Here is a 26,671-nt window from a genome sequence, read left to right on the forward strand (position 1 = left end):
GTCGGGCCTAGAGAATCATAGATCATCGGGGAACAGGGGCGGCTGAGCCGCCGTCCCCCGGGGGTCGATGCCGAAGTGGCGGTAGGCGGCCGGGGTCGCCACCCGGCCGCGCGGCGTCCGCGTCAGCAGGCCGATCCGCACGAGGAACGGCTCGACGACGGCCTCGACCGTCTCGGCCTCCTCCCCCACCGACACGGCGAGGGTGTTCAGACCGACCGGCCCACCGTCGAAACGGGTCAGCACGATCTCCATCACGGCGCGGTCGAGGCGGTCGAGTCCGAGCGCGTCCACGTCGTAGAGCTCCAGCGCCGCGCGGACGGCGATCACGTCGGCACGGCCGCCGTGGACCAGGGCGAAGTCCCGCACCCGCCGGAGCAGGCGGTTGGCGATGCGCGGGGTGCCGCGGCAGCGGCCGGCGATCTCGGCGATCGCGTCCGCGTCGATGTCGAGCTCGAGCAGCCGTGCCGCCCGGGCGAGGACCTGCCGCAGCTCGTCCTCCACGTAGAACTCGAGGTGCGCGGTGAAGCCGAAGCGGTCGCGGAGCGGGTTGGGCAGCAGGCCGGAGCGGGTCGTGGCGCCGACGAGCGTGAACGGGGCGAGATCCAGCGGGACGGACGTCGCTCCCGCCCCCTTGCCGACCATGATGTCGATCCGGAAGTCCTCCATCGCGAGGTAGAGCATCTCCTCCGCGGAGCGCGCCATGCGGTGGATCTCGTCGATGAAGAGGATCTCGCCGGGCAGCAGCGAGGACAGTACGGCGGCGAGGTCGCCCGCGTGCTGGATCGCGGGGCCGCTGGAGAGCCGCAGGGGCGAGGAGCTCTCCTCCGCCACGATCATCGCGAGGGTCGTCTTGCCGAGCCCGGGCGGGCCCGCCAGCAGGATGTGGTCGGGCGTCCGGCCCTGCATGGCCGCGGCCTTGAGCAGCAGCTCGAGCTGGCCGCGCACCTTGCGCTGGCCGACGAACTCACTGAGATTCCTGGGGCGCAGGGCACCCTCGAAGGCGACCTCGGCCTCCGAGGCGACCTCGGCGCCCAGCACCTCGTCGCTCACGAGCGGGCCGCCGGTCCGAGGCGGGCGAGAGCGAGCCGCAGCAGCGCCTGCACGTTCGCGGCGTCGGAGGCCTGCGCGTCGAGCAGGATCTCATCGACCACGTCGGCCGCGGTGCGCTCGGGCCAGCCGAGGCCGACGAGCGCCGCGAGCACGTTCTGCGCGGCGGTGGCGGCGGGACCGGAGCCGCGGGCGGCGCGCGGCCGCACGGTCACCTTGCCGGCGAGCGAGAGGATGATCAGCTTGGCCGTCTTCGGGCCGATGCCGCTGACCTTCCGGAACACCCCGTCGTCCTCGTCGGCGACCGCCTGCGCGATCCGGTCCGGCTCGACCGCACCGAGCACGCCGAGGGCGGACTTGGGGCCGACGCCGGTCACGCCGATCAGCAGCTCGAAGATCTCGAGCTGCTCCTCGTCGGGGAAGCCGTAGAGGGTGAGCGAGTCCTCGCGGACGACGAGCACGGTGCTGACCGTCGTCTCGTCGCCGACGCGCATCTCGAGCGCGTGCTGCGGGGTCACGTTCACCGCGTAGCCGACGCCGTGGACGTCGAGGACGGCGAGGCTCCCGCGGGCGGAGAGGACGGTGCCGCGGAGAGAGGAGATCACCGAGTCAGTCTAGATGCTCGAACAGGCGTTCGACTCGCGGCCTCGGCGGCGCGCCACGCACGCTGTGCTGCTGTGCCGCCCGTCGCCCCGTCGGCACCGGCTCCCGCCGACCCGGAGGTCGGCGCGAGCGGGGTCCGCCAGGCGTGGCAGACGGCCAGGGCGAGGGCGTCGGCCGCGTCGGCCGGCCGCGGGGGGGCGTCGAGCCGGAGGACGCGCTGGATCATCGCCGTGACCTGACGCTTGTCCGCGGCTCCGTAGCCGGTGACGGCGGCCTTCACCTCGCTCGGCGTGTGCATCCCGACCGGGAGCCCGCGCCGGGCCGCCGCGACGAGGGCGACGCCGCTGATCTGCGCGATGCCCATGACGGTGCTGACGTTGTTCTGCGCGAAGACCCGCTCGATCGCGACGGCGTCGGGGCGGTGCTCGTCGAGCAGCGCCTCGAGCCCGTCGCCCAGGGCCAGCAGGCGGCGCTCCAGCGCGTCGTCCGGCGGCGTGCGGAGCACCGTCACGTGCACGAGGGTCGCGCGGCGGTCGCGCGAGACGTCGACGATGCCGACGCCGCAGCGGGTGAGCCCGGGGTCGATCCCGAGGACGCGCATCAGGCCGCCCTCCGGGATCGGGCCGGGCTCACCGCGTCACTCCTCGTTCTCGAGCTCGGCACGCACCTCGGCCGTGATGTCGAGGTTGGTGTAGACGTTCTGCACGTCGTCCGAGTCCTCGAGCGCATCGATCAGGCGGAAGACCTTGCGGGCCGTCTCAGCGTCGGCCTCGACCTGGAGGGAGGCGACGAACTCGATGTCGGCGGAGTCGTAGTCGATGCCCGCGTCCTGCAGCGCGGAGCGGGCCGGGACGAGCTCGCTCGGCTCGACGCGGACCTCGAAGCTCTCGCCGTGGTCGAGGACGTCGTCGACGCCGAAGTCGAGGACCGCGCCGAGCACGTCGTCCTCGGTGACGCTCTCGCCGTGGGGCACGGAGATGACGCCCTTGCGCGCGAAGTTGTAGGCGACGCTGCCCGGGTCGGCCATGGTGCCGCCGTTGCGGGTCATCGCAGTGCGGACGTCCGCCGCGGCGCGGTTCTTGTTGTCGGTGAGGCACTCGACGAGCAGGGCGATGCCGTTGGGGCCGTACGCCTCGTACATGATCGTCGTGTAGTCGATGACCTCGCCGGTGAGACCGGCGCCGCGCTTGATCGCGCGGTCGATGTTGTCGTTCGGCACCGAGGTCTTCTTCGCCTTCTGCACGGCGTCGACGAGCGTCGGGTTGCCGGAGAGGTCGGCGCCGCCGGTCTTGGCGGCCACCTCGATGTTCTTGATCAGCTTGGCGAAGGACTTCGCGCGGCGCGAGTCCTTGATCGCCTTCTGGTGCTTGGTCGTGGCCCACTTGGAATGCCCGGACACGGTGCTCCCTCGGAAATCTCGTTGCGTGCGGCCCCCGAGGGCGCCGCTGATGGCAGGGGCCAGTCTATTCGAGAGCCGGTCCCCGCCCGGCTCTCCGCGGTCGGCCCGACGAAGTGGTCGCGCAGGTGGAGCGGGAAGCGTCCGGCTACGTCGATCCGCTGGCACGCGGATCGCCGGTCCGCCTCGCACACGAGCCGGTCCCCGCCCGGCTCTCCGCGGTCGGCCCGACGAGGTGGTCGCGCAGGTGGAGCGGGAAGCGTCCGGCTACGTCGATCCGCTGGCACGCGGATCGCCGGTCCGCCTCGCACACGTGCCGGTCTCCGCCCGGCTCGGCGAGACCGCCGAGCCGTTCACCCCCGCCGACGAGCTCTCGCCCTCCCGTCGAGCCGCTGCACCGCCGAACCAGCGATCCGCGTGCCGGCGGATCGCGCGAGGCGGACGCGACCCGCTCCACCCGCCCCGCCACCCCCGGAAGCCGACCGCGGCGAGACGGCGGGGACCGGCACGCCGCAAGCACCGCCGAACGCACGATCCGCGTGCCAGCGGATCGCTGTAGGCGGACGCTTCCCGCTCCACCCAGCCCGCCACCCCCGGAAGCCGACCGCGGCGAGCCGGGCAGGGACCGGCTCGCCACAAGCACCGCCGAACCGGCGATCCGCGTGCCAGCGGATCGCTGTAGGCGGACGCGACCCGCTCCACCCAGCCCGCCACCCCAGGAAGCCGACCGCGGCGAGCCGGGCGGGGACCGGCTCGCCACAAGCACCGCCGAACCGGCGATCCGCGTGCCAGCGGATCGCTGTAGGCGGACGCTTCCCGCTCCACCCAGCCCGCCACCCCAGGAAGCCGACCGCGGCGAGCCGGGCGGGGACCGGCTCGCTATTTGAGCAGCCGCGAGAGGACGCGATCGGCGAGGACCTTGCCGCCGGTCTGGCAGGTGGGGCAGTACTGGAGCGTGGAGTCGTGGTAGATCACCTGGCGGATCGTGTCGCCGCAGACGGGGCAGGCCTCTCCTGTGCGGCCGTGGACGCGCATGCCGAGCTTCTTCTCGCGCTTGAGGTCGGCCGCGTGCAGGCCCTCGGCGCGGGCGAGCGCCTCCTCGAGGGTGTAGCGCAGCGCCGCGGAGAGGCGGTCCAGCTCGTCGGCGGTGAGCGCGGCGGGCTTGAACGGCGACATGCGCGCCACATGGAGGATCTCGTCGGAGTAGGCGTTGCCGATGCCCGCGATGCGGGACTGGTCGCGGAGGACGCCCTGCAGCTGCGCCCGGCCCGCCGTAGCGAGGATCGCGCCGAGGATCTCCTCGGTGAACTCCGGGTCCAGCGGATCGGGGCCCAGTCTGGCGACGCCCGGGACGTCGAGCGGATCGGCGACGATCGACAGCGCGAGGCTCTTCTTGGTGCCGGCCTCCGTGACGTCGAACCCCGACCCGTCGTCGAGGACCAGTCGCGCGGCGAGCGGGCCCCGGCCGGGCTTCACCGGCGCTGTCGGCCGCTCGGGCCGCCACCGGACCCAGCCGGCGCGGGCGAGGTGCAGGAGGACGTGGGCCTCGCCGACGGCGATGTCGAGGAACTTGCCGTGCCGCGACACTCCGTGGACGGTCTCGCCGGACAGGGCCGACGGCGGGATGGCCACGGTCTTGAGGGCGGAGATCGCGAACACGTCGAGCCGCTCCAGGACTCGTCCGCCCAGGCGGGCGTCGAGATCGAGCGCGAGGGCCTGGACCTCGGGGAGTTCGGGCATGCGACCACCCTGGCCCGCGGTTCCCGCACCGTCCACCCCTGGCGGACGGGACGGCGACGGCTCAGTCGCCGAAGCGCGTCGCCGCGACCTTCCGCAGGAACAGCTCGTGGAAGCGGTAGTCGCCGGTGATCTCGGGGTGGAAGGCCGTCCCGAGGAGGTTGCCCTGCTCGACCGCGACGACCCGCCCGTCGGCGACGCTGGCGAGAGCGGTCGCCCGCTCCCCCAGCTCCTCCACGACCGGTGCGCGGATGAAGACCGCGTGCACCGGCGGACCGCCGATCGCCGGCACGTCGAGATCGGTCTCGAAGGAGTCGAGCTGGTTGCCGAACGCGTTCCTCCGGACCGACACGTCCAGGCCGCCGAAGCTGCTCTGGCCGTCGATGCGGTCGAGGACCCGGTCGGCCAGCATGATCAGCCCGGCGCAGGTGCCGTAGACGGGCATCCCCGCACTGATCGCCTCGACGACCGGCCCCGCGAGCCCGAAGAGGCGCGACAGCTTGTCCATCACTGTGGACTCGCCACCCGGGATGACCAGACCCGCGACGGTGGCGAGCTCCTCCGGGCGGCGCACCAGCACCACCTCGGCGCCCAGCTCGCGCAGGACGTGCGCGTGCTCGCGGAAGTCGCCCTGCAGCGCGAGGACGCCGACGCGGAGCCCCTCGAGCGACTCCCGCGTCAGTCCAGCGCCGGCGAGCGGCGCGTCGGCGCTACCAGCCACGCTCGGCGAGGCGGTGCGGCGCGGGCACGTCGGCCACGTTGATGCCGACCATCGCCTCGCCCAGACCGCGCGAGGCCTCCGCGACGACCTTCGCGTCGTCGAAGAAGGTGGTCGCCTTCACGATCGCGGCCGCGCGCTTGGCGGGCTCGCCCGACTTGAAGACGCCGGAGCCGACGAACACGCCGTCGGCGCCCAGCTGCATCATCAGCGCCGCGTCGGCCGGGGTCGCGACCCCGCCAGCGGTGAAGAGGACGACGGGGAGCTTGCCGGTCCGGGCGATCTCGACGACCAGGTCGTAGGGGGCCTGCAGCTCCTTGGCCGCGACGTAGAGCTCGTCCTTGGTCATCGCCTTCAGGCGGTTGACCTCGCCGGAGATCGTGCGGATGTGCTTGGTCGCCTCGGAGACGTCGCCGGTGCCGGCCTCGCCCTTCGAGCGGATCATCGCGGCGCCCTCGGTGATGCGGCGCAGCGCCTCGCCCAAGTTGGTCGCTCCGCAGACGAAGGGGACGGTGAAGTTCCACTTGTCGATGTGGTTCACGTAGTCGGCGGGCGACAGGACCTCGGATTCGTCGATGTAGTCGACGCCGAGCTCCTGGAGGATCTGCGCCTCGACGAAGTGGCCGATGCGCGCCTTCGCCATGACGGGGATCGACACGGCGGAGACGATGCCGTCGATCAGGTCGGGGTCGCTCATGCGCGCGACGCCGCCCTGCGAGCGGATGTCGGCGGGGACGCGCTCGAGCGCCATCACGGCGACCGCACCGGCGTCCTCCGCGATGCGGGCCTGCTCGGCGTTGACGACGTCCATGATGACGCCGCCCTTGAGCATCTCGGCGAGACCGCGCTTGACGCGGCTCGAGCCGAACTGCTCGGGAGCGGACGAGGACGGAGTAGTGGTGTCGGTCATGTTCGCGAGTCCTGTTCTGTGCGGCGACTTCCGCCGACGGCAGCTCCGAGTCTACGAGACGGCGCCCGCCGCCCGCGGCGCTGGACAGGGGGCCGGGCGGCGGTCTAGAGGCTCGGCCAGGCCGCCGCGAGGCTCGCCCGCACGTCGCCGAGCAGCTGCGGAAGGGCCTTCGTGCGGGCGATGATCGGGAAGAAGTTCGCGTCGGTCGCCCAGCGCGGGACCACGTGCTGGTGCAGGTGCGCGGCGATCCCCGCTCCCGCGACCGCGCCCTGGTTCATCCCGAGGTTGAAGCCGTCGTTGCGGGAGACCGAGCGGACGACGCGCATCGCCGTCTGCGTGAGCGCTCCGATCTCGGCCACTTCCTCGGGAGTGGCCTCGTCGTAGAGCGGGATGTGCCGGTACGGGCAGACCAGGAGGTGGCCGGAGTTGTACGGGAACAGGTTGAGCAGGACGTAGGCGTGCTCCCCGCGCGCGACGATGAGGGCCTCCTCGTCGCTCAGCGTCGGCGCCACGCAGAAGGGGCAGTCGTCGGCTCCGGGCTGCCCCTTCTGGATGTAGACCATCCGGTGCGGGGTCCACAGGCGCTGGAACTCGTCGGGCACCCCGGCGAGGTGCGCCGAGCCCTCCGCTCCCTCGGGCACGACGCCGTCCGAGCCGTCGCCCACGCTCAGACCTGCGCCTTCGAGGCGACGGCCTCGCGGATGCGTGCGACGGCGTCGGCGACCGGGATCCCGTTCTCCTGCGTGCCGTCGCGGAAGCGGAAGCTGACGGCTCCGGCGTCGCGGTCCTTCTCCCCCACGATCATCTGGAACGGCACCTTCTGCAGCGTGGCGTTGCGGATCTTCTTCTGCATCCGGTCGCTGGAGTAGTCGATCTCGGCGCGGATGCCCGAGCGCTTGAGCTCGCCGACGACCTCCTCGAGGTAGGGCAGGTACTCGTCGGCGATCGGGATGCCCACGACCTGGACCGGCGACAGCCAGACCGGGAACGCCCCGGCGTAGTGCTCCGTGAGGATGGCGAAGAAGCGCTCGATGGAGCCGAAGAGCGCGCGGTGGATCATGACGGGCCGCTTCTTCGAGCCGTCCGAGGCCGTGTACTCGAGCTCGAACCGCTCGGGCTGGTTGAAGTCGAGCTGGATGGTCGACATCTGCCAGGTGCGGCCGATGGCGTCGCGTGCCTGCACCGAGATCTTCGGCCCGTAGAACGCCGCTCCACCCGGATCCGGCACCAGCTCGAGACCGGAGGCGACGGCGACCGCGCGCAGCGACTCGATCGCCTCCTCCCACTGCTCGGGCGCACCGACGAACTTCGGGTTGCCCTCCTCGTTCGTGGACAGCTCGAGGTAGAAGTCGTCGAGGCCGTAGTCGCGCAGCACCTGGAGCACGAACTCGAGGTTGCGGGTCAGCTCGGCCGACACGTCCTCCTGCGCGACGTAGATGTGGGCGTCGTCCTGGGTGAGACCGCGCACGCGGGTGAGGCCCTGCAGGGTGCCGCTCTTCTCGTAGCGGTACACCGTGCCGAACTCGGCCAGGCGCAGCGGGAGCTCGCGGTAGCTCCGGCCGCGCGAGCGGAAGATCAGGTTGTGGAACGGGCAGTTCATGGGCTTGAGGTAGTAGTCCTGCCCCTGACGGGTGACGTTGCCGTCCTCGTCCTGCAGCTCGTCGAGGTGCATCGGGGGGAACATCCCCTCGGAGTACCACTGCAGGTGCCCGCTCGTGAGGAACAGGTCGCCCTTGGTGATGTGCGGCGTGTAGACGAGCTCGTAGTCGTGCGCGAGCAGCTGCTCGCGCATGTACTGCTCGATCTCGTAGCGGATGATCCCGCCCTTGGGGTGGAAGACCGCGAGGCCGGAGCCGATCTCGTCCGGGAAGGAGAACAGGTCGAGCTCGTGGCCGAGCTTGCGGTGGTCGCGGCGCGCCGCCTCCTCGAGGCGGGCCTGGTGCTCGCGCAGCTCGTCCTTCGTGGGCCACGCGGTCCCGTAGACGCGCTGCAGCTGCGGGTTCTTCTCCGAGCCGCGCCAGTAGGCGGCCGCGTTCCGGGTCAGGGCGTAGCCGTTGCCGATCATGCGGGTGTTGGGCAGGTGCGGGCCGCGGCAGAGGTCCTTCCAGACCGTCTCTCCGGAGCGCGGGTCGACGTTGTCGTAGATGGTGAGCTCGGCGCCGCCGACCTCGACGCTCTCGTCCTCGGCGCCGCCGCCCTTGATCCCGATCAGCTCGAGCTTGTAGGGCTCGCCGGCGAGCTCGGCACGCGCCTCCTCCTCGGACACGACGCGGCGCACGAACCGCTGGCCCTGGCGCACGATGCGGTCCATCGCCTTCTCGAGCGCCTTCATCGCCTCGGGCGTGAAGGGCTCCTCGACGTCGAAGTCGTAGTAGAAGCCGTCGGTGACGGGCGGGCCGATGCCCAGCTTCGCCTCCGGGTTGATCTGCTGCACCGCCTGCGCGAGCACGTGAGCCGCGGAGTGGCGGAGGATGTTCAGCCCGTCCGGCGAGGAGATGAGCACCGGCTCGATGCGGTCGCCCGGCACGACGTCGGCGGCGAGGTCCTTGAGCTCGCCGTTGACGCGGATCGCGACCACGGCCCGGTCGGTGAAGTGCGTGAATCCCGTGCCCGCCTCGGTGACGACCGGGTGGGACTCGTTCTCTGCGGGATTCGACGGTTCGTGAGACACGTGCGGGCACTCCTCGGGCTCGGTTGACCCCTCGACTGTAGTCGGCGGCGGCCCCTACCCGAGCGCGTCGCGCACGCGGGCGTCGAGCGCGCGCAGAGCGGAGGCGAGCTCGTCCCGGTCGGCGCCGGGGAGCACGAGCGAGCTGCGCTCCAGCTGGTGCAGGAGGACCTCCTCCAGGCCGGGCGGCAGGGAGTCCACGGCGAGCGCCCCCTCGAGTGCGGCGAGGACGGCGACGACGGCCACCGCGTCCCGTGCCGCGAGTCTGCGTGCGCTGATCTCCATGGTCTCCGTCCGAGTCGTCCGACCCCGTCACCCTGCCGACAGCACGTGCCCCGGACAGGGGCGCGGGGGCGACCGGTGCGCAATCCGTCCAGGTGGCATCCTGGTCCGATGGGTGCCGGTCCTGCTCTGCAGCGCTTCACGCGATCCGGGGCCGACCTGGAGGAGGCGCGGCGCTTCTACAGCGACGGCTACGGCGGGTCGGGATTCCGGACGGAGACGGTCGAGCGGCCCTTCTCCTTCCGCTACGACGTCTCCGGGAGCGAGGGCGTGAGCCTGCGGACGTCCGTGTTCCGCGGCTCCGTGTCCGGGGGGCTGCGGCCGGAGGGCGAGTACATCGTCTCGTGGTTCCTCTCGGGCACGAGCGTTATGGACCCGGAGGGCGATCGGATCGTCCACCGGCCGGGGTGGCCGGTCGTGTTCCCGAGCGCGCGTCCGTTCGAGTTCGTCTCCCGCGACTTCCAGCAGCGGCTCGTGCACGTGGCCGCCGGCCTCCTCGAGCAGGTCGCGTCCGAGTCAGGCGACGGCGTGCCGCTGCCGCTCGTCTTCGACCACCGCTCGATCGCCTCCGCCTCGGCGCTGCCGGGCTGGTGGCGGGCGGTCGACGACTTCGCGGGCGTCCTGCGGTCGGGCCGAGAGGCGACCGCGCTGCAGCTCGTGGCGGCCGAGCGCGGTGTCGCTCTGCACCTGCTCGCGACCTTCGCGCACCGGCCGGTCGTGGTGCCGGCGCAGGTGCTGCGCCCGGGGCTCGAGCACCTCCTGCGGGCGGCGGAGTTCCTGCACGCGTTCGCCGCGTCGCCGATCACCGTGGCCGACATCGCTGCGGCGGCGGGACTGACCCCGCGCGCTCTGCAGGCCGCGTTCCGGCGGCACTTCGACGACACTCCGCTCGGCTACCTGCGCGGCGTGCGCCTCGACCGGGCGCGCGTCGAGCTGCGCGAGGGTGCTCCGGGCGAGGAGACCGTGCGCGCCGTCTCCGCGCGCTGGGGCTTCCTCAACCAGGGCCGCTTCTCGGGGGCGTACCACCGCCGTTTCGGCGAGTACCCGGTGGAGACCCTGCGCCGCTGATCCTCAGGCGCCGGGAGCGAGGTCGCGGGCGTAGCAGACCGAGTGCTCGGACCCGATGTAGGCGCCGAACGGCGGGATGGCGTGGTAGCCCTCCCGGAGGTAGAACCGCATCGCATCGGGCTGGAGCGTCCCGGTCTCCAGCACCAGGCGCGTCGTGCCCAGGGCGGCGGCCCGCTCCTCGAGGGCGCGCAGGACGGCCGTGGCCGCTCCGGTGCCGCGGGCGGCGCGGTCGGCGAACATCCGCTTCACCTCGATGGCGCCCGGTCCGAGGACGTCGTCGTCGAGAGGTCGCAGCCCGCCGCAGGCCACGGCCGTGCCGCTCGCGTCGCGGGCGAGGAGGAAGACGGGCACGTCGTCGGCCGAGGGCGGGGTGCCGGGCTCGTGGTCGTCGCTGCCGTAGCGCTCGTCGAGCTCGCGGCGCTGGGCGTCGCGCAGACGCTCGGCGTCCGGGTGGGTCCACGCCACCTCGTCGATGGTCCAGCTCATGACGGCTCCTCCCGGTCGCGCGGCGGGCGCGGCCGAGGCCATTCTGCCGCGCCCTCTCCCTCTCGTCCGCCCGGTGGCAACCCCTTCCGCGCCCGGCCGCGACAGGCGTCGACTGGAGGACCACCGACGAAAGGACGCACCGTGCTCTCCGACTCCCCCATCGGCCCTGTTCTGCTCTCCCGCGACCTCGCCGCCTCCCGCGCCTTCTACGCCGGCTCCCTGGGACTGGAGGTCCTCGAGGAGAGCGAGTCGGCGATCGCCTACTCCTGCGGCGGCACGCGGCTCACTGTCACCGCCAGCACCACGGGCTCGAAGGACGAGCAGACCAAGGCGGCCTGGCGCGTGGCCGACCTGCGGGCCGAGCTGGACGCGCTGGCGGCCCGGGGCGTCGCTCCGGAGGACTACGACAGCGACGAGCTGCGCACCGAGAACGGCGTGGCCGACCGCGGCAGCGTCTGGGCGGCCTGGATCCTCGATCCCGACGGGAACGCGCTCGGCATCGAGCAGCCGAAGAGCTGATCGGCGCCGCTCTAGACTCGCCCCATGCCCGACGACTCCGCTCCGCTGCCCGCGCCCGGGTGGTATCCGCACCCGGCCGACCTCGGTTCGGAGCTCTACTGGGACGGTGCGGCGTGGACCGACCGGTCCCGCCCGTCCTCCTCGGCACCCGCTCCCGCCTACGGCACGCCCGAGGGCGCTCCGGAGCAGGAGCTGTACGCCTACCCGTCCGCTCCGTCCTCCGCGGCGGGCCGCAACCCGATGGCGATCGCGAGCCTCGTGCTCGGCGTCCTGAGCCTGCTGATCAATCCGCTGCTGATCCCCTCGATCCTCGCCATCGTCTTCTCGGCGAAGGGCCGGGCGGCCGCTCCGGTCGTCGGAGGCGGTCGCGGGCTCGCGACGGCCGGACTCGTCACCGGGATCCTCGGCCTGGTGTCGGGCGTCTTCACCATCGTGGGCAACCTCTCGGCCGGGGTCTCCGGCCTGGCCGGCTGACCGGGGTGCCGCGGCCCTCGACGCCCCGATGACCGTGCGCCGGAGCGCTCCCTGGCTCCTCGTCGTGGCGGTCGCCCTGGTCGCCCTGGTCCTGCGCGGTCCGATCGTCGCCGTCGCACCGATCATCGACGCGGTGCGCGAGGACCTCGCGCTGTCCGCGGGCCTGGCGGGGATCCTCACCAGCATCCCCGTCCTCTGCTTCGCCCTGGCGACTCCGCTCGCCCTCCTGGTGATCCGCCGCGCGGGCCCCGACGCCGCGGTCACCGTCACGGTGATCGGCGTCGCGCTCGGCACGATCGTCCGCTCGATCGGCGACGTGGGGCCGGCCGTCGCGGGCACGATCCTGATCGGCGTCTCCATCACGATCGGCAACGTCGTGCTCCCCGTCGTGATCCGGCGGGACGTCGCTCCCGCGCGCGTCGACCTCACGACGGGCGTCTACACCGCGGCCCTCAACATCGGCTCGACGATCACCTCGCTCGGCACCGCTCCGCTCGCTCTGGCGCTCGGCTGGCGCGGCGGCCTGCTCGTCTGGCTCGCCCTCAACGCCCTCGCGCTGACCGGCTGGCTCCTGGCGGTGGGTCCCCGAGCCGCCCTGCGTCCGGCTCCCCGCCCCTCCCGCGCCGACCGCGCACCGGCCGCACCGGCTCCGCGGATCTTCCGCAGCGCGACCGTGCTGGCGCTCGCGCTCTGCTTCTCGAGCCAGGCGTTCTCGTACTACGGAGTGACTGCCTGGCTCCCCTCGCTGCTCGTCGACCGCAACGGCTTCTCGATCGCGACCGCGGGCGCGAGCGCCTCGGTGTTCCAGCTCGCCGCGGTCGCCGGGGCCCTCGGCGTCCCGCTCCTGGTCCGCAGGCTCGGCCCCCTGGGGAGCATCGTTCTCGTCGGCCTCCTCTGGTGCACGGTGCCGGCGGGGCTGCTGCTCGCCCCGCAGCTCTGGGCGCTCTGGTGCGTGCTGGGCGGCGCGGCTCAGGGCGGAGGCTTCACGGTGGTGTTCGTGCTCGTCGTGCGGCTCTCCCGCTCCGACGCCCACGCGTCGCGGCTCTCGGCCACGGTGCAGGGCATCGGCTACGCGGTGGCCGCCACCGCCCCGACCGTCATCGGATTCGCGCACGACGCGAGCGGCGGCTGGGAGGCGCCCCTGCTGACCGTCCTCGCCGCGACCTGCTCCTTCCTCTTCTTCGGCACCCTCGCCGCCGCGCGCCAGCGCCGAGCCTGACCCCGACACGGTCGGCCCCGCCGTCAAGGGGGCCGTCCGACGACTGTCGGCCCCGTAGCGTGTCCGCATGGCCGAGCAGAGCACGACCCGCGAGAAGACAGCGCCCGATCCCGACGATTCCCGGAAGCCCGACGACGTCACCGACATCACCAGGCGCTCCTGGTTCTACGTCCTCAAGAAGACGGCCCGCGAGTTCGGCGCCGACCAGTGCACCGACCTCGCCGCCGCGCTCACCTACTACGCCGTGCTCGCGCTCTTCCCCGCCCTGCTCGCGATCGTGTCGGTGCTGGGGCTCTTCGGCCAGGCCCAGGCCACCACCGATCTGGTCCTCGACCTGATCGGCAACCTCGCGTCGAGCGAGGTCGTCGACCTGCTGCGCGACCCGATCCAGGCGCTGACCAGCTCATCCGCCGCGGGTCTGGCCTTCGTGACCGGTGTCGTCGGAGCGATCTGGTCCGCCTCCGGCTACGTCGGCGCCTTCGGCCGCGCGATGAACCGCGTCTACCAGATCGACGAGGGACGCCCCTTCTGGAAGCTCCGCCCGACGATGCTCGGCGTGACCGTGGTGACGGTCGTCCTGATCGTGATCGCGGCGCTCATCCTGGTGCTCAGCGGACCGGTCGCGACCGCCGTCGGCGACGTCGTGGGCCTGGGTCCCGCCGCCCTCACCGTGTGGAACATCGCGAAGTGGCCGGTGCTCGTGGTCATCGCGATCGGGATCGTCGCGATCCTCTACTACTGGGCGCCCAACATCCGCCAGCCGAAGTTCCGCTGGATCAGCCTCGGGTCGATCGTCGCCCTCGCGATCTGGCTCATCGCCTCGACCGGCTTCGCGTTCTACGTGGCCAACTTCTCCAACTACAACAAGACCTACGGCTCGCTCGGCGCCGTGATCGTCTTCCTCCTCTGGATCTGGATCACCAACATCGCTCTGCTCTTCGGCGCGGAGTTCGACGCCGAGCTCGAGCGCGGACGCGAGCTGCAGGCGGGCATCGAGGCGGAGGAGACCATCCAGCTCCCCCCGCGCGACACCGCCGCGAGCGACAAGAAGGCGGCCGTGCACGAGAAGGACGTCCGCGACGGGCGCTGGCTGCGCCTGGCGAGCGAGAACCGCAGCGACGACGGCGCGGCCGAGGACGACGAGGCCGCGAAGAAGAAGTGACTCAGGACTCGGACGACCAGAGCGCGCGGTAGTAGGCCGCGCGCTCGTCGTCCGGATCCGCTCCGTACTCCGCGAGGAGAAGCGGGGTGTGACCGGGGCCGTAGTTCCAGCCGAGGCTGACTGCGGCGACCGCCAGATCCGCCCAGCGGTCGCCCACGCCCAGGTCGCCGACGTCGACCGTGCCGCTCCAGCGTCCGTCGTCGTCGACGAGCGTGTTCGGAGCGCACGCGTCGCCGTGCACCACGACCGGATCCACGAGCTCCGGTGCCGCGCCGAGCGCCGACGGCCGGCGCGCGAACCAGGAGTCGCCGCGCAGCTCCTCGGGCATCGCGTCGACGGGGAGCGCGTGGACCGCCCGCAGGCCGGCCGCGATCGCGCGGACGGCCTCCTCCGGCCGGGCCGTCCACTCCGGATCGACGGCGCTCCGCCCGGGCAGCGGCGCGGTGAGGAGCCACTGCCCCTCCTCGTCCTCGCCCGCCTCCAGGATCCGGGGTGCGTCGATCCGCCCCTCCAGCCAGCGCAGACGCGCGAGCTCTCGCCGGAGGTCGACGCCCGTGGACCGGGGATTCCACTTCAGGTACCCGGCGTCCACGCGGAAGGTCAGCCCGTCGAGCTCGTTGCGCCAGACGAGCGCCGGATCGGCGCCGCCGTTCAGGCCCCTCGCCAGCGACGGGATCCGAACGCCCTCGAGCGAGGACTGCCGTGCGAGATCCGGTCCGCTCATGCCCCCAGGGTAGGCGCCGCGATCCTGAGAGGATCCGCATGCCGCGGACCGCGCCACCCGCCTCCTCCGAGCAGCGCGCCCGTACCCTGACGGGCGTGCCGGAGCAGCCGCCCGGCGCGATCCGGTGACGAGGGAGCCTCCGTGACGCAGAGCGACGACGACCGCGGGCCCGCGCAGCCCGACTTCTCGAAGGAGCAGGAGGGCTACCGCCCCGGGCTCAAGCCCCGGCAGCTGCAGATGATCGCCATCGGCGGCGCGATCGGCACCGGCCTCTTCCTCGGCGCCGGCGGCCGCCTCGCCACCGCAGGTCCCTCGCTGGTCGTCGTCTACGCGGTCTGCGGCGTCTTCGCGTACCTGATCCTCCGCGCGCTCGGCGAGCTGGTCCTGCACCGGCCGAGCTCGGGCTCCTTCATCTCCTACGCCCGCGAGTTCCTGGGCGAGAAGGCCGCCTTCGTCGCCGGCTGGATGTACTTCCTGAACTGGGCGATGACCGCGATCGCCGACGTCACCGCGGTGGCCCTGTACGTGAAGTACTGGTCGCTCTTCTCCTCCGTGCCCCAGTGGCTCCTCGCACTCATCGCCCTGGTCGTCGTGCTCTCGCTGAACCTCGTCTCGGTCAAGGTCTTCGGAGAGCTGGAGTTCTGGTTCGCGCTGATCAAGGTCACGGCGCTCGTGGTCTTCCTGGTGATCGGCGTCGTCGTGCTCGCCGCGGGCTGGCCGCTGCAGTCCGGCGGCGTCGCCGTGGACCCCGGGATCAGCCTCTGGAACGACAACGGCGGCATCCTGCCCGGCGGCCTGATCGCCAGCGTCCTGGTCGTCCAGGGCGTGGTGTTCGCCTACTCCGGAGTCGAGCTGGTCGGCACGGCGGCGGGCGAGACCGCGGAGCCGGCGAAGGTCATCCCGCGCGCGATCAACTCGGTCATCCTGCGCATCGCCGTCTTCTACGTCGGCTCGGTGCTGCTGCTGACGCTGCTGCTGCCCTACACGGCCTACTCGAAGGGCGAGAGCCCGTTCGTCACGTTCTTCAGCTCGCTGGGCGACGGCTCCTCGGGCGAGATCGCCGGATCGATCATGAACTTCGTCGTCCTGACGGCCGCGCTCTCCAGCATCAACGCCGGGCTCTACTCCACCGGCCGCATCCTCCGCTCCATGGCGCTCAACGGCTCCGCCCCCGCCTTCACCGGCCGGATGAACAAGCAGGGCGTGCCCTACGGCGGCATCCTGCTCACGGCGAGCATCACCCTGATCGGGATCGTGCTCAACCTCTTCGTGCCGTCCGAGGCCTTCGAGATCGTCCTCAACGTCTCGGCGCTGGGGATCGTCACGGGCTGGGGCATGATCGTCCTCTGCCAGATGCAGCTGCAGCGCTGGGCGGCCCAGGGGCGCCTGGAGCGCCCGTCCTTCCGGATGCCCGGCGCCCCGGTGACCTCGTGGCTCACCCTGGCGTTCCTGGTGATCGTCGTGGTCCTGATCGCCGTCGACTTCCCGACCGGCACCTGGACCGTGGGCATCGTCGCGGTGATCGGGGTGCCCGCCCTGATCGTGGGCTGGCACGTCGCGAAGCCGCGCATCCTGGCGATCGCCTCCGCCCGCGACGGCTTCACCGGCGCCCACCCCGTCATCGCCGCCCGCCCGGCCTCCGAGGCCAAGCGCGACGAGAACGAGCGGCGCCGCGAGTAGGGCGGGTCAGCGCCGGCGGAGGTAGCGCAGGAGCAGCGTGTCGCCGGCGCTGAGCACGTGCGCCAGGTGCTGCGGGCGCGGTCCGGGGACGTCGCCACGGGCGAGCCGCCCGGAGTCCCCCGCCTCGAGCGTCGGAGCGACGGTCAGGCAGAGCTCGTCGACGGCGTCCGCGGCGAGGAGGGTCCCCAGCAGCGACGGACCGCCCTCGCAGTGGATCCGGCCGAGCCTTCGCTCCGCGAGCTGCGCCCGCATCCGCGTCGCGTCGAGCTCTGCGTCGCCGCAGACGAGCACGTCGGCGACCTCGGCGAGCTCCGCGCGGCGGCGGGCCGGTGAGGAGCCGGTGGTCACGACGATCGGGCGCACCGGCGCCTCGGTGAAGATCCGCGAGGCGGGATCGAGGTCGAGCGACCCTGAGACGATCGCGAAGACGGGCTGCGGGGCGAGCCCGCTGCCGAGCCGGGCCTGCACGGACTCGTCGCTCAGCACCATCGGGCCGTAGCCCTCGGTCCGCACCGTGCCGGCCGCGACGAGCACGACGTCGGCGAGCCGGCGGAGCAGGTCGAACACGCGCAGGTCCGCCGCGCCCCCGAGGTCTCCCGAGACGCCGTCGCGGGTGACCGCTCCGTCGACGCTCGCGACGAAGTTGACCCGGAGCCACTGCTCGCCCGCACCGTCCGCGTAGAGGGCCAGCAGAGCCTCGTCGGACAGGTCCTGTCCGGCCGGCGACAGGCCGTCGATGCGGGCGCTCACGCCGTCGGCTCCACGTTGTGGCGGAGGAAGGCGGGCGCTCGCCAGCCGAGCACCGCCTCCGTCATCCGCACGGCGTCGACCGCCTGGCGCACGTCGTGCATCCGCACGATCCGCGCGCCGTTCAGGATGCAGATCACCGCGGCGGCGAGGGAGCCCTCGAGGCGCTCCCCCTGCGGCCGGTCCAGCGCCTCCCCGATGAAGTCCTTGTTGGACACCGCGGCGAGCACCGGGAAGCCGAGCGCGGCCACCTCGCCCAGCCGGCGGGTGAGCTCGAGCGTGTGCAGGGTGTTCTTGTTCAGGTCGTGGCCCGGATCGACGACGATCCTCTCGGCAGGCACCCCACCCGAGAGCGCGCGATCGACGCGGCCGCGCAGGTGGTCGACCACGGTCGCCACGACGTCGTCGTACTCGGGCCTCTCCGGCTCGCTGCGGGGAGCGCCCACGCTGTGGGTGATGACGAGCTGGGCGGAGGAGGAGGCGACGACCTCGAGCATCCGGGGATCGTGCAGCCCGCTCGTGTCGTTGATGACGGAGGCGCCTGCGGCGATGCTCGCGCGCGCCACCTCGGCGCTCGTCGTGTCCACCGAGACGACCACGTCGCTCCGCTCCGCGATGCCCGCCACGACGGGCACGACACGGTCGAGCTCCTCCTGGAGCGTGACGGCGGGGCCGCGGCCGAACGGCACACCGCCGATGTCGACCCAGTCGGCGCCGAGCTCCGCGGCGCGCACGGCGGCCGCGATGGCGCTGTCCAGGGCGAAGGTGGAGCCCTTGTCGTAGAAGGAGTCGGGCGTGCGGTTCACGACCGCCATCACGGCCACCTGCCGCTCGAAGTCGAACTCTCGTCCGCCGATGTGCCGCGTGGTCATGGGCGCGTCCCTCCCGCTCGGAGCGCCGGGAGAAGGCCGGCGCCGCTCACCCTAGACGAGCGGAGTCGGCGGAGGCTGGAGCGGTCCGCCCTCGAGCAGCGCCTGGAAGAGGACGTGGTCCTGCCACTCCCCGGCGATCCGCAGGTAGCGCCTCGCGACGCCGATCCGCTCGAAGCCGTTGCGCTGCAGCACGGTCTGCGAGCCGACGTTGTGGAGGAGCGTCCCGGCCTGCACGCGGTGCAGCCCCAGATCCTCCCGCGCGGTCCGCAGGACGGCTCCGACTGCGCTGGTCATCACGCCGCGGCCCTGCCGACCGCTGTCGAGCCAGTAGCCGAGATCGGCGCTGTCGAAGGCGCCGCGGACGATGTTCGCGAGAGTCAGCCGACCGACGATCACGCCGCCCGCGTCGAGGACGAGCGGGAGCACGCTGCCGGCCCGGTGCGCGGCGAGCGCGTCCGCGACGGCGTCGGTCTGGCCCCCCGCCTCGAAGAAGCGCGACGAGCGCGTCGGCTCCCAGGGCGCGAGGTGCCGGCGGTTGCGCCGGTACGCCGCGGCGAGGGCCGGTCCGTCGTCCCGCGAGACGAGGCGGAGGAGGGTGCCCTGGTCGTCGACGGGGATCGGGGCGGGCATCCTGCGAGGGTAGCGCCGGTGCCGGGAACGACAGAACCCCCGGCCGGGGGCCGGGGGTTCTCGTGGTGGGCGATACTGGGATCGAACCAGTGACCTCTTCCGTGTCAGGGAAGCGCGCTACCGCTGCGCCAATCGCCCGTTGCTCCGTGCGGAGCGCCTCGTTCGGTGAACGATCGAGGTGGATACGGGATTCGAACCCGTGTATACGGCTTTGCAGGCCGCTGCCTCGCCTCTCGGCCAATCCACCGTGTACGGGATTCGGTGTCGGCGGCCCGAGGGCCGACCAGGTGGGAGGCACCCGGAGGTGCCGTCCCGATGACGCCGGTCCGAGGACCGGTGTTCGAGCGGATGACGAGATTCGAACTCGCGACCCTCACCTTGGCAAGGTGATGCGCTACCGCTGCGCCACATCCGCATGTAGGTCGTACTGGTGTTGCCTTCTTACGTGTCGTGCTGTCGTTCTGCCAGTCCGGCGCTTTCGCTGCCCGGCTCGACCTAGAAGAATGTATACGACAGCGGCGCCGGAATCCAAATCGAGCCTGCGCCGATCCCGTCACTCGGAGTCCGATCCGCGTCTTTCCGCGCGAATCCGGCTCGACGCCGTCCGTTCACCCGGGCGTGGCGGGCGTCGGCGGTGCATCCGGACCCCGCGGATCCGCTACGATCGTCTCTCGGGTCGTCCAGCACGTCCCCCTGGGCGATTGGCGCAGTTGGTAGCGCGCTTCCTTCACACGGAAGAGGTCATCGGTTCGAGTCCGGTATCGCCCACCCTCACCCCCGGTCCGTGCTCACGCACGCGGCCGGGGGTTCTCTCGTCCCGCCGCGGCCGTCCTCCGTCGTCGCCGCGCCCAGTCGAAGGAGCCGACCCGCGATGATGGGCCGCTCGCACGCCGTCTCCGGTGCGCTCGCCTGGGCCGTCGCCGCCTCCGTGCCCACCGTCGCCGGGCCCCTCGGCCTCGCGGGTCTCCCGCTGGACCTCCGGCTGGTCGGCCTCGGAGTCGCCGCAGGCTGGGCCCTGGTGCCCGACGCGGACCACGCGAGCGCGACGGTCTCCCGATCGGCGCCAGGTGCCTCCCTGCTCACGGCGACCGCGGGCCGGATCAGCGGAGGGCACCGGCACGGGATGCACTCGCTGCTCGCGGTCGCCGTCGTCTGGTACCTGGTGCCGGTGCTCACGGCGCTGCGCTTCCCGGTGCCGGTCGTCGGCCCCGTCGCCGTGGCCGCCGTCCTCACTCTGCCCGCCCTCGCCTTCGCCGCGAAGGCCGTCCGGGCCGCCCCCTCCTGGCGCATCGCGTGGGCCGGGGCGACCGTCGTCACGGTCCTCCTCGTCGCGCTCGCCGACGGCACCTGGGCGTGGCTCCGGGTCGCCGCGACGCTGGGCTACCTCGTGCACGTGGCCGGCGACGCCCTCACGACCGGCGGGATCAACTGGCTTTGGCCGCTGCGCGTGCGCCTGCCGCGGCGCCTGCGCCGGACGCCGCTGCGCCACGTCTGGACCACCGGCGGCTACGCCGCGCTGCCCGTCCTCGGCTCCGCCGGCTCCTGGCGCGAGACGGTCCTCTACTGGCTGATGTCCGCGGCGACGGTCGTGCTCACCGCCTCGATGATCACGGCCGAGCTGCTGTAGCCCCGGGCGCTCCCCTCAGAAGACCTTCCCCGGGTTCATGATCCCCAGCGGGTCGAACACGGCCTTGATCCCGCGCTGGAGCGCCAGCGAGTCCTCGCCCAGCTCCTCCGCCAGCCAGCGCCGCTTGAGCAGTCCCACGCCGTGCTCGCCCGTGAGCGTGCCGCCGAGGGCCAGGGCCGTGCGGAAGAGCTCCGCGGCGGCCTCCCAGACGTCCTCCCCCACGGGTCCGTCCCCCGCGGGCAGCACGAAGTTCGGGTGCAGGTTCCCGTCCCCCGCGTGGGCGACGGTGGGGATGCTGAGCCCCGTCCGCTCCTCGATGCCGCGGATCGCCGCGAACATCGCCGGCAGCGCGGAGCGGGGCACGCAGACGTCCTCGATCAGCACGCGGCCCTCCGCCTCGAGCGCCGGGTGGAAGGCCCGGCGGACGGCCAGCAGAGCCTCGCCCTCGGCCGGGTCCTCGGTCGCCTCGGCGGCGCCCCCGGAGGCGGTCAGGATCTCGAGGACGCGCTGCGACTCCGCCACCGCTCCTCCGCCGTCCGTCTGGACGAGGAGGTACGCGGCGCCGCGGTCCAGTGCAGCTCCGGTGTAGCGCGAGATCGCGGCGAGCGCCGCCTCGTCCATCAGCTCCATCACGGCGGGACGGAGCCGCGCGGCGGTGATCGCGGCGGAGGCGGCGGCCGCGGCGACGACGCTCGGGAAGTACGCGCCGACGGTGACCACGCGCCCGCTCGGGATCGGGCGGAGCTTCACGGTGGCCTCGACGATGACGCCCAGGGTTCCCTCGGAGCCGGTCAGGAGCGCGGTGAGGTCGTACCCGGTGACTCCCTTCACGCTGCGACGGCCGGTGCGGAGCAGGCGTCCGTCGGGGAGGACGACGGCGAGCCCGAGCACCGCCTCCCGGGTCACGCCGTACTTGGCGCAGAGCAGTCCCCCGGCGTTCGTCGCGATGTTGCCGCCGATGCTCGAGATCGCTCGGCTCGCGGGGTCGGGCGAGAAGACGAGGCCGTGAGGCGCGACGGCGTCCGACAGCGCCTGATTGACGACCCCGGGCTCGACGACCGCCAGCTCGTCCTCGAGCGACACCTCGAGGATGCGGTCCATCGCGGCGGTCGAGAGGACGAGCGCTCCCTCGCTCGCCACTCCCCCGGCAGCGAGGCCCGTTCCCGCTCCCCGCGGCACGACCGGGAGCCGGTGCTCGGTCGCGATGCGCAGCGCCGCCTGCACGTCCTCGACCGAGCGGGCCGCGACGAGCGCGAGCGCGCGACCCGGTGCGGCGAAGCCCGACTTGTCGGTGTGCACGGCGTCGAACTCGGAGCCCTCGGTCAGGACCGCGTCTCCGAGTGCGTCGCACAGCTGTCGGAGGATCTCGTGGTCGTGCATGGTTCACTCCGTGCGGTCGCGGGCGGGTCCTCCCGATCCTTCCACGGGCGGGAGGCAGGATGGCGGGATGACCGGAGAGACGCGATGGCCGCGGTGACGAGCGCGGGGATCCTGCTGCACCGCGAGGGCCCCTCCGGCACCGAGGTGTTCCTCGGGCGGATGGGCGGCCCCTTCTGGACCCGGCGCCCGCGGGCGTGGTCGATCCCGAAGGGCGTGCACACGAGCGACGAGACGCCGCTCGACGCCGCGCGAAGGGAGTTCGAGGAGGAGATCGGTGCTCCTCCGCCCGTCGGGGAGCTGACCCTCCTCGGCGCGTTCCGGCAGAGCGCGGCCAAGACGGTCACGGTCTTCGCCGGGCGCGGAGACGCGGACACGGTCTTCGTCGCGAGCAACACCTTCCAGCTGGAGTGGCCGCGGGGCTCCGGCGTGCTGCGCAGCTTCCCCGAGCTGGAGGACGCCCGGTGGCACCCGATCGACGAGGCCCGCGCGCTGGTGGTGGCCGGGCAGGTCGCCGCCCTCGACGCGCTGGCCGAGCTGCTGGCGGATGCGGACGGCGGGGACCGGGCCGGTACCGCCCCCTAGTCGGCGGTCGCGTAGACGCGCAGGCCCAGCGGCACGATCCGCACCACGGCCTCGTCGAAGCCGTCGCGGGAGCCGTCGAAGCACTCGGTCTCGCCGTCGTGCGCCCACTCGGGGTCGTCTCCCGCGGGCCGGCGCGCGCCGACGGTGATCTCCGGCGTCGAGAACGACTCGACCACGGGTGCCCGCCAGCCGGGCACACGGCCGACCACCGGTGTCGCGGTCCGCCCGAGCAGGAGCGAGAGCGCGCCCCGGGTGCGCGGAGTGCGCCCCGAGTGCAGGATGCGCACGTCGAGGTGTCCGTCGTCGAGACGTCGCCGGGCCAGCGGGGCGGCCGTGCGCGGGTGCTCCTGGTTCACCCCGACGAAGTACGACCAGACGAGCTGCGTGCTCCCGTCGCGCCGGAGCTCGAAGGGGTCGGTGCGCCGGACGACCGAGAGGGCCGCGATCACGGCGGCGAGCGGCTTGCCGATCCGCTTCTCGCGCTTCTCCCGGGCCGCGACGAACTCCGGGTAGACGCCGATCGAGACCGTGTTGAGCACCGTCACCGGGTCTCCTCCGTCCGCGACGACCTCGGCCACGTCGACGTCGCGGCGCTCGCCGATCGTCGCCGCGTCGAGCGCGTCCTGGACGGTCAGCAGCCCCAGCGCCTTCGCGAAGTGGTTCATGGTCCCGCCCGGCAGCACGAGCAGCGTCATCCCCTCGGCTCGGGCGAGAGCGGCACCGACCGACATGGTGCCGTCCCCGCCGTAGATCCCGAGCACCCGGGGCGGAGAGTCCCCCGAGCGCGCCTCGCGCACCACGTCGGCGAGGTCCTCGCCCTCGGTCAGCCGGTGCACGCGCGCCTTCGGGAACCGGGCGCGGACCAGCGGCTCGGGATCGGGGCGGTGCGAGTCCCGGCCCGCGCCGGGGTTGAGGACCACGAGGAGTGCGGCACCGTCCCCCAGCGGGCTGCGGTCGACGGGGGGCCGGGTCGCGCGCTCCGAGACGGGCACGTGGCGCGGCTCGGCCGGCAGGACGGCTCGGCCTATGACCGCGACCGCCGCGCCGAGCGCCGCGCCGCCGAGGACGTCCGAGAGCCAGTGGACGCCGACGTGCAGGCGGGAGAAGGCCACGGCGGCGGCGAGCGGGGCGACCGCCGCCCCCACTCGGGGCGACTCGAGCGCGACCCCGGCGGCGAAGGCGGCGGCGCTCGCCGCGTGCCCCGAGGGGAAGGACGCGGACGTCGGCACCGTCGCCAGGCGCCGGCCGACCGGGACGTCGACGAGGAGCGGCCGGTCGCCGCCGAACACGCGCTTGCCGACCAGGTTCGCGAGCGCGCTGGCCGCGGCGAGCGAGGCGGTCCCCCGCAGAGCCTCGCGGGGACGGCCCGCCAGGAGCAGCAGAACGCCGACGCCGGCCCAGAGGACTCCGTGGTCCGCGGCCCGGGAGAGCCCCACGAGCGCCCCGTCGACGACGGGCGACGGGCGACGGGCGTTCAGCCGCCGCGCCGCGCGCGCGTCCGCCCGGCGCACGACGCGCGGGACGGTGACGAGTCGGCGGAGCAGGACGGACGGGGGTCGGGTTCCGCGGAGTGCCATGCGCTCAGCGTAGGAGGAGGCGCCTCCGCGGTCCCTGGACCGGTCGACGTCGCGCTAGACCTCTCCGAAGCCCGACTCGACCAGATCGACGAGGCGGCCGACCGCCTCCCGGGCCTGCGGCCCCGTCGCCGAGAGGACGACCTCGTCCCCGCGGTCGAGCCCCAGGGACATCACGCCGAGCAGGCTCGTGGCGTCCTTGCCGTTCGCGTCGATCCGGGCGTCGAAGGTGGCGGCGAGCGTCACGAAGTCGGCCGCGGGACGCGCGTGCAGGCCGTTCGGGTTGATCAGGCGGACACGGCGCTGCACGCGCTCGTCATCGGGCGCGGTCTCCTCGTCGGGAGCAGCGGGCGCCTCGCCCCGGGCCGACTCCGCGGCGGCGAGCACCTCGTCCAGCGACGCCCCCGTGCCCGCGGCGACAGCGGCAGCGACGGCCCCCTCCACCAGCGGGGCGTCGGCGATCCGGACCCGGGCGCGCGCGTCGTCGTCCAGGAACTCCACCGCGGTCTCCGCCGTCATGATCGCCGAGCCGAGGTCGCAGAGGACGACGACGCCCTCGCCGGAGTCGGCCTCCGTCAGGGCCGCCGTGATGCGGTCGAAGCTGGTGCCGATGCCGCCGTCGTCCGTCCCGCCCGCGGCGACCAGCGCGACCGAGGCCGCCATCTGCTCCGCGAGCTCGACCAGCCCCTCCGCCAGTCGCGCGCTGTGCGAGACCAGGACCAGCCCGACGCTCACGCCGCCGCCTCGGCCGCCGCGCGGAGCAGGAGCACGGTCGACACGCTTCCGGGGTCGCGGTGCCCGATGGCGCGCTCTCCGAGGTAGCTGGCGCGTCCCTTGCGGGCGACCAGCGGGTCCGTCGACTCCGCTCCGCTCTGCGCCGCCTCCGCCGCCGCAGCGAGGACGTCGGCCGGTGCCGCTCCCTCCTCGGCGGCGGCCGTCGCCGCGTCGACCGCCGGCGTCCACGCGTCCACCATCGTCTTGTCGCCCACCTCGGCCTTGCCGCGGAGCACGATGCCGTCCCTCGCCGCGGCCAGGAGCGCTGCGACGTCCGCGCCCTCGAGCGCGTCCCTGCCCGCGACCGCGGCGGAGGCCTTCAGGAACGCCGTGCCGAACAGCGGGCCCGAGGCGCCGCCGACGGTCGAGATGAGCGTCGTCGCGACCAGCTTGAGCACGTCCGCCGGGACCCCCTGCTCCGGCGCGGCGTCCAGCTTCGCGACCACGGCCTGGAAGCCGCGGTCCATGTTCTCGCCGTGGTCCCCGTCGCCGATCGCCCGGTCGAGCGTGATCAGCTCGACCCGGTGCTCCGCGATCGCCTCGGCGGCGCGGCGGATCCACGCCGTCGCCCACGCCGCGTCGAGCCCGGCTCCCTGTGCGTCCTGCATCGTCGTCTCCTCCTCGTGCGCCGCTCCTGCGGCCGTCGTCCCGGTCATGGTGTGCGCGCTGGCGCTCAGCGTCCCCACCGCAGCGCCGCGGTCTGCACCGGGGAGTCCCACAGCTCGGTCAGGGCGTCGTCGAGCTTGAGGACGGTGAGCGAGAAGCCCTGCATCTCGAGCGACGTCGTGTAGTTGCCGACGAGGCTGCGCGTGACGGTGATCCCCTTCTCGGCCAGCGCTTCGGCTGCGCGGCGGTAGGCGAGGTACAGCTCGATCTGCGGCGTGCCCCCCATGCCGTTCACGAGGAGGAGCACGTCGTCCCCGGAGGAGAACGGCAGGTCCTCCAGGATCGGGCCCAGGATCCGGTCGACGATGCGGTCGGCCGGCTCCAGCGCGATCTTCTCCCGGCCGGGCTCGCCGTGGATGCCGATGCCGATCTCGATCTCGTCCTCGCCCAGCTCGAAGCTCGGCTCGCCCGCGTGCGGGACGATGCACGGCGTGAGCGCGACGCCCATCGAGCGCACGTTCGCGATCACCGTCTCTGCGATCGTCGCGACCTCGTCGAGGGAGTCGCCCCGCTCGGCAGCGGCGCCCGCGATCCGCTCGACCAGCACGGTGCCGGCCACGCCGCGACGGCCCGCGGTGTAGAGCGAGTCCTTCACCGCGACGTCGTCGTCGACGATCACGCTGCGCACCTCGATCCCCTCGGCGCCGGCGAGGTCGGCCGCGGTCTCGAAGTTCAGGACGTCGCCCGTGTAGTTCTTCACGATGTGCAGCACCCCTGCGCCGCCGTCGACGGCCTGCGTGGCCGCGACGATCGGGTCGGGCGTGGGCGAGGTGAAGACGGGACCGGGGACGGCGGCGTCCAGCATCCCGAACCCGACGAAGCCCGCGTGCAGCGGCTCGTGCCCGCTGCCGCCTCCGCTGACGATGCCCACCTTGCCCGAGCGGGGCGCATCGGCCCGCACCACGAACAGGGGATCGGACACCACCCGCACCAGGTCGGCGTGCGCCAGGCCGAAACCGGCCACCGACTCCATGACGACGTTCTTCGGGTCGTTGATGAGCTTCTTCATCGAGGTCTCCTCCAGGATCGGGCCACCACTCGGGCGTCCCGTGACCTGCGGGCGATCCGGCGCGTGGTGGATCGCCGCCCGCACCGTCGCGGACAGCAGCCCCACGTTACGCCCTGC

The 26,671-nt window shown here is 73.1% G+C and carries 28 protein-coding genes and 4 tRNA genes; 9 read left to right on the plus strand and 23 right to left on the minus strand.

Going from position 1 to position 26,671, the window contains the following annotated elements; genetic code table 11:
- Positions 1 to 15 precede the first annotated feature (15 nt).
- The 10 genes from ruvB to C5D44_RS01900 form a co-directional block, all read right to left on the minus strand.
- A complete protein-coding gene (gene ruvB / locus C5D44_RS01850) occupies positions 16 to 1,050 on the minus strand; it encodes a Holliday junction branch migration DNA helicase RuvB (RefSeq protein WP_104280660.1) in 1,035 nt (344 codons plus the stop codon).
- Positions 1,047 to 1,652 (minus strand): Holliday junction branch migration protein RuvA, encoded by a 606-nt coding sequence (gene ruvA / locus C5D44_RS01855; RefSeq protein ID WP_104225337.1) that lies wholly within the window; start codon positions 1,650 to 1,652, stop codon positions 1,047 to 1,049. The genes ruvB and ruvA overlap by 4 nt, the downstream gene beginning before the upstream one ends.
- On the minus strand, positions 1,649 to 2,251 hold the full coding sequence (ruvC, locus tag C5D44_RS01860) for a crossover junction endodeoxyribonuclease RuvC (RefSeq protein ID WP_104277665.1): 603 nt from the start codon (positions 2,249 to 2,251) through the stop codon (positions 1,649 to 1,651). The genes ruvA and ruvC overlap by 4 nt, the downstream gene beginning before the upstream one ends.
- A 36-nt stretch (positions 2,252 to 2,287) precedes the next feature.
- Positions 2,288 to 3,049, minus strand: coding sequence for a YebC/PmpR family DNA-binding transcriptional regulator (locus tag C5D44_RS01865; RefSeq protein ID WP_104277664.1), 762 nt, complete (start codon positions 3,047 to 3,049; stop codon positions 2,288 to 2,290).
- Positions 3,050 to 3,925: 876 nt separating this feature from the next.
- Positions 3,926 to 4,786: a DNA-formamidopyrimidine glycosylase family protein gene (locus C5D44_RS01875; protein ID WP_104280662.1), complete on the minus strand. Its 861-nt coding sequence runs from the start codon at positions 4,784 to 4,786 to the stop codon at positions 3,926 to 3,928.
- Between the two features lie 61 nt (positions 4,787 to 4,847).
- Complete coding sequence (pdxT, locus tag C5D44_RS01880) at positions 4,848 to 5,465, minus strand: pyridoxal 5'-phosphate synthase glutaminase subunit PdxT (protein WP_104280689.1); 618 nt, start codon at positions 5,463 to 5,465, stop codon at positions 4,848 to 4,850.
- Between the two features lie 28 nt (positions 5,466 to 5,493).
- Positions 5,494 to 6,411, minus strand: a complete 918-nt coding sequence (gene pdxS / locus C5D44_RS01885; RefSeq protein WP_104276412.1) for a pyridoxal 5'-phosphate synthase lyase subunit PdxS — start codon at positions 6,409 to 6,411, stop codon at positions 5,494 to 5,496.
- 104 nt (positions 6,412 to 6,515) lie between these two features.
- Positions 6,516 to 7,076 carry an HIT domain-containing protein gene (locus C5D44_RS01890; protein ID WP_308471628.1) on the minus strand — a complete coding sequence of 187 codons (561 nt, stop codon included), beginning with the start codon at positions 7,074 to 7,076 and terminating at the stop codon, positions 6,516 to 6,518.
- A 2-nt stretch (positions 7,077 to 7,078) separates the two neighbouring features.
- Positions 7,079 to 8,989 carry a threonine--tRNA ligase gene (thrS, locus tag C5D44_RS01895; RefSeq protein WP_244230674.1) on the minus strand — a complete coding sequence of 637 codons (1,911 nt, stop codon included), beginning with the start codon at positions 8,987 to 8,989 and terminating at the stop codon, positions 7,079 to 7,081.
- A gap of 147 nt (positions 8,990 to 9,136) precedes the next feature.
- Positions 9,137 to 9,364 (minus strand): hypothetical protein, encoded by a 228-nt coding sequence (locus C5D44_RS01900; protein ID WP_104261680.1) that lies wholly within the window; start codon positions 9,362 to 9,364, stop codon positions 9,137 to 9,139.
- A 108-nt stretch (positions 9,365 to 9,472) separates the two neighbouring features.
- Here C5D44_RS01900 and C5D44_RS18245 point away from each other — a divergent pair, with 108 nt between their 5' ends.
- Positions 9,473 to 10,429 carry an AraC family transcriptional regulator gene (locus tag C5D44_RS18245; protein WP_219815315.1) on the plus strand — a complete coding sequence of 319 codons (957 nt, stop codon included), beginning with the start codon at positions 9,473 to 9,475 and terminating at the stop codon, positions 10,427 to 10,429.
- 3 nt (positions 10,430 to 10,432) lie between these two features.
- Here C5D44_RS18245 and C5D44_RS01910 read toward each other — a convergent pair whose 3' ends face one another.
- A complete protein-coding gene (locus C5D44_RS01910; RefSeq protein WP_104280691.1) occupies positions 10,433 to 10,915 on the minus strand; it encodes a GNAT family N-acetyltransferase in 483 nt (160 codons plus the stop codon).
- A gap of 141 nt (positions 10,916 to 11,056) precedes the next feature.
- Between C5D44_RS01910 and C5D44_RS17855 the strand changes: the two genes are divergently transcribed.
- The 4 genes from C5D44_RS17855 to C5D44_RS01930 all read left to right on the plus strand — a co-directional run bounded on the left by C5D44_RS17855 (position 11,057) and on the right by C5D44_RS01930 (position 14,289).
- Positions 11,057 to 11,434 (plus strand): VOC family protein, encoded by a 378-nt coding sequence (locus C5D44_RS17855; RefSeq protein WP_104256165.1) that lies wholly within the window; start codon positions 11,057 to 11,059, stop codon positions 11,432 to 11,434.
- A 24-nt stretch (positions 11,435 to 11,458) separates the two neighbouring features.
- Complete coding sequence (locus C5D44_RS01920) at positions 11,459 to 11,908, plus strand: DUF2510 domain-containing protein (protein ID WP_104280663.1); 450 nt, start codon at positions 11,459 to 11,461, stop codon at positions 11,906 to 11,908.
- A gap of 28 nt (positions 11,909 to 11,936) precedes the next feature.
- On the plus strand, positions 11,937 to 13,127 hold the full coding sequence (locus C5D44_RS01925; RefSeq protein ID WP_104280664.1) for a CynX/NimT family MFS transporter: 1,191 nt from the start codon (positions 11,937 to 11,939) through the stop codon (positions 13,125 to 13,127).
- A gap of 67 nt (positions 13,128 to 13,194) precedes the next feature.
- Positions 13,195 to 14,289 (plus strand): YihY/virulence factor BrkB family protein, encoded by a 1,095-nt coding sequence (locus C5D44_RS01930; RefSeq protein ID WP_104276418.1) that lies wholly within the window; start codon positions 13,195 to 13,197, stop codon positions 14,287 to 14,289.
- 1 nt (position 14,290) lies between these two features.
- On the opposite strand, the gene C5D44_RS01935 is transcribed toward C5D44_RS01930, so the two are convergent.
- Positions 14,291 to 15,013 carry an aminoglycoside 3'-phosphotransferase gene (locus C5D44_RS01935; RefSeq protein ID WP_104280665.1) on the minus strand — a complete coding sequence of 241 codons (723 nt, stop codon included), beginning with the start codon at positions 15,011 to 15,013 and terminating at the stop codon, positions 14,291 to 14,293.
- A 141-nt stretch (positions 15,014 to 15,154) separates the two neighbouring features.
- On the opposite strand from C5D44_RS01935, the gene C5D44_RS01940 reads away from it, so the two are divergent.
- Complete coding sequence (locus C5D44_RS01940) at positions 15,155 to 16,693, plus strand: amino acid permease (RefSeq protein WP_258067344.1); 1,539 nt, start codon at positions 15,155 to 15,157, stop codon at positions 16,691 to 16,693.
- Positions 16,694 to 16,699: 6 nt separating this feature from the next.
- Here the strand turns inward: C5D44_RS01940 and C5D44_RS01945 are convergent, their stop codons facing one another.
- The 6 genes from C5D44_RS01945 to C5D44_RS01970 all read right to left on the minus strand — a co-directional run bounded on the left by C5D44_RS01945 (position 16,700) and on the right by C5D44_RS01970 (position 19,357).
- Entirely contained in the window at positions 16,700 to 17,443 is a 744-nt protein-coding gene (locus tag C5D44_RS01945; protein ID WP_104280666.1) for a pyrimidine reductase family protein, read from the minus strand.
- Positions 17,440 to 18,312, minus strand: a complete 873-nt coding sequence (gene folP / locus C5D44_RS01950) for a dihydropteroate synthase (protein WP_104280667.1) — start codon at positions 18,310 to 18,312, stop codon at positions 17,440 to 17,442. The genes C5D44_RS01945 and folP overlap by 4 nt, the downstream gene beginning before the upstream one ends.
- A 51-nt stretch (positions 18,313 to 18,363) precedes the next feature.
- Positions 18,364 to 18,942, minus strand: a complete 579-nt coding sequence (locus C5D44_RS01955) for a GNAT family N-acetyltransferase (RefSeq protein WP_104276422.1) — start codon at positions 18,940 to 18,942, stop codon at positions 18,364 to 18,366.
- Between the two features lie 63 nt (positions 18,943 to 19,005).
- Positions 19,006 to 19,080, minus strand: a tRNA-Val gene (locus tag C5D44_RS01960).
- Between the two features lie 38 nt (positions 19,081 to 19,118).
- A tRNA-Cys gene (locus C5D44_RS01965) sits at positions 19,119 to 19,189 on the minus strand.
- A gap of 96 nt (positions 19,190 to 19,285) precedes the next feature.
- A tRNA-Gly gene (locus C5D44_RS01970) sits at positions 19,286 to 19,357 on the minus strand.
- A gap of 280 nt (positions 19,358 to 19,637) precedes the next feature.
- Between C5D44_RS01970 and C5D44_RS01975 the strand changes: the two genes are divergently transcribed.
- Together C5D44_RS01975 and C5D44_RS01980 are read left to right on the plus strand one after the other, a co-directional pair.
- Positions 19,638 to 19,710 (plus strand) — tRNA-Val (locus C5D44_RS01975).
- Positions 19,711 to 19,813: 103 nt separating this feature from the next.
- Positions 19,814 to 20,569: a metal-dependent hydrolase gene (locus C5D44_RS01980; RefSeq protein WP_104276423.1), complete on the plus strand. Its 756-nt coding sequence runs from the start codon at positions 19,814 to 19,816 to the stop codon at positions 20,567 to 20,569.
- A gap of 15 nt (positions 20,570 to 20,584) precedes the next feature.
- Here the strand turns inward: C5D44_RS01980 and C5D44_RS01985 are convergent, their stop codons facing one another.
- Complete coding sequence (locus C5D44_RS01985; RefSeq protein ID WP_104280668.1) at positions 20,585 to 21,949, minus strand: FAD-binding oxidoreductase; 1,365 nt, start codon at positions 21,947 to 21,949, stop codon at positions 20,585 to 20,587.
- 84 nt (positions 21,950 to 22,033) lie between these two features.
- On the opposite strand from C5D44_RS01985, the gene C5D44_RS01990 reads away from it, so the two are divergent.
- Positions 22,034 to 22,531, plus strand: a complete 498-nt coding sequence (locus C5D44_RS01990) for an NUDIX domain-containing protein (RefSeq protein WP_104280669.1) — start codon at positions 22,034 to 22,036, stop codon at positions 22,529 to 22,531.
- Here the strand turns inward: C5D44_RS01990 and C5D44_RS01995 are convergent.
- From C5D44_RS01995 to dhaK, 4 genes are all read right to left on the minus strand, one after another.
- The gene (locus C5D44_RS01995) at positions 22,528 to 24,108 is read right to left on the minus strand and encodes a bifunctional phosphatase PAP2/diacylglycerol kinase family protein (protein ID WP_104276426.1); all 1,581 of its coding nucleotides are present in this window, start codon (positions 24,106 to 24,108) and stop codon (positions 22,528 to 22,530) included. The genes C5D44_RS01990 and C5D44_RS01995 overlap by 4 nt on opposite strands.
- Before the next feature lie 54 nt (positions 24,109 to 24,162).
- Positions 24,163 to 24,840 carry a dihydroxyacetone kinase phosphoryl donor subunit DhaM gene (gene dhaM / locus C5D44_RS02000; protein ID WP_104280670.1) on the minus strand — a complete coding sequence of 226 codons (678 nt, stop codon included), beginning with the start codon at positions 24,838 to 24,840 and terminating at the stop codon, positions 24,163 to 24,165.
- Positions 24,837 to 25,487, minus strand: coding sequence for a dihydroxyacetone kinase subunit DhaL (gene dhaL, locus C5D44_RS02005; protein WP_104280692.1), 651 nt, complete (start codon positions 25,485 to 25,487; stop codon positions 24,837 to 24,839). Before dhaL ends, dhaM begins: the two co-directional genes overlap by 4 nt.
- 65 nt (positions 25,488 to 25,552) lie before the next feature.
- Positions 25,553 to 26,554, minus strand: a complete 1,002-nt coding sequence (gene dhaK, locus C5D44_RS02010; protein WP_104276428.1) for a dihydroxyacetone kinase subunit DhaK — start codon at positions 26,552 to 26,554, stop codon at positions 25,553 to 25,555.
- Positions 26,555 to 26,671 lie beyond the last annotated feature (117 nt).

Origin of the sequence: Rathayibacter sp. AY1B5 (assembly GCF_002932795.1) — a bacterium.
Classification (GTDB): Bacteria; Actinomycetota; Actinomycetes; order Actinomycetales; family Microbacteriaceae; genus Rathayibacter.

Excerpts from the sequence above, each read along its gene's own strand:
- ruvC (WP_104277665.1), bottom strand. The coding sequence starts at position 2,251 with ATGCGCGTCCTCGGGATCGACCCCGGGCTCACCCGCTGCGGCGTCGGC.
- C5D44_RS01875 (WP_104280662.1), bottom strand. The coding sequence starts at position 4,786 with ATGCCCGAACTCCCCGAGGTCCAGGCCCTCGCGCTCGATCTCGACGCC.
- pdxS (WP_104276412.1), bottom strand. The coding sequence starts at position 6,411 with ATGACCGACACCACTACTCCGTCCTCGTCCGCTCCCGAGCAGTTCGGC.
- C5D44_RS01900 (WP_104261680.1), bottom strand. The coding sequence starts at position 9,364 with ATGGAGATCAGCGCACGCAGACTCGCGGCACGGGACGCGGTGGCCGTC.
- C5D44_RS18245 (WP_219815315.1), top strand. The coding sequence starts at position 9,473 with ATGGGTGCCGGTCCTGCTCTGCAGCGCTTCACGCGATCCGGGGCCGAC.
- C5D44_RS01910 (WP_104280691.1), bottom strand. The coding sequence starts at position 10,915 with ATGAGCTGGACCATCGACGAGGTGGCGTGGACCCACCCGGACGCCGAG.
- C5D44_RS01920 (WP_104280663.1), top strand. The coding sequence starts at position 11,459 with ATGCCCGACGACTCCGCTCCGCTGCCCGCGCCCGGGTGGTATCCGCAC.
- C5D44_RS01925 (WP_104280664.1), top strand. The coding sequence starts at position 11,937 with ATGACCGTGCGCCGGAGCGCTCCCTGGCTCCTCGTCGTGGCGGTCGCC.
- C5D44_RS01930 (WP_104276418.1), top strand. The coding sequence starts at position 13,195 with ATGGCCGAGCAGAGCACGACCCGCGAGAAGACAGCGCCCGATCCCGAC.
- C5D44_RS01935 (WP_104280665.1), bottom strand. The coding sequence starts at position 15,013 with ATGAGCGGACCGGATCTCGCACGGCAGTCCTCGCTCGAGGGCGTTCGG.
- folP (WP_104280667.1), bottom strand. The coding sequence starts at position 18,312 with ATGACCACGCGGCACATCGGCGGACGAGAGTTCGACTTCGAGCGGCAG.
- C5D44_RS01955 (WP_104276422.1), bottom strand. The coding sequence starts at position 18,942 with ATGCCCGCCCCGATCCCCGTCGACGACCAGGGCACCCTCCTCCGCCTC.
- C5D44_RS01980 (WP_104276423.1), top strand. The coding sequence starts at position 19,814 with ATGATGGGCCGCTCGCACGCCGTCTCCGGTGCGCTCGCCTGGGCCGTC.
- C5D44_RS01985 (WP_104280668.1), bottom strand. The coding sequence starts at position 21,949 with ATGCACGACCACGAGATCCTCCGACAGCTGTGCGACGCACTCGGAGAC.
- C5D44_RS01990 (WP_104280669.1), top strand. The coding sequence starts at position 22,034 with ATGGCCGCGGTGACGAGCGCGGGGATCCTGCTGCACCGCGAGGGCCCC.
- C5D44_RS01995 (WP_104276426.1), bottom strand. The coding sequence starts at position 24,108 with ATGGCACTCCGCGGAACCCGACCCCCGTCCGTCCTGCTCCGCCGACTC.
- dhaL (WP_104280692.1), bottom strand. The coding sequence starts at position 25,487 with ATGCAGGACGCACAGGGAGCCGGGCTCGACGCGGCGTGGGCGACGGCG.
- dhaK (WP_104276428.1), bottom strand. The coding sequence starts at position 26,554 with ATGAAGAAGCTCATCAACGACCCGAAGAACGTCGTCATGGAGTCGGTG.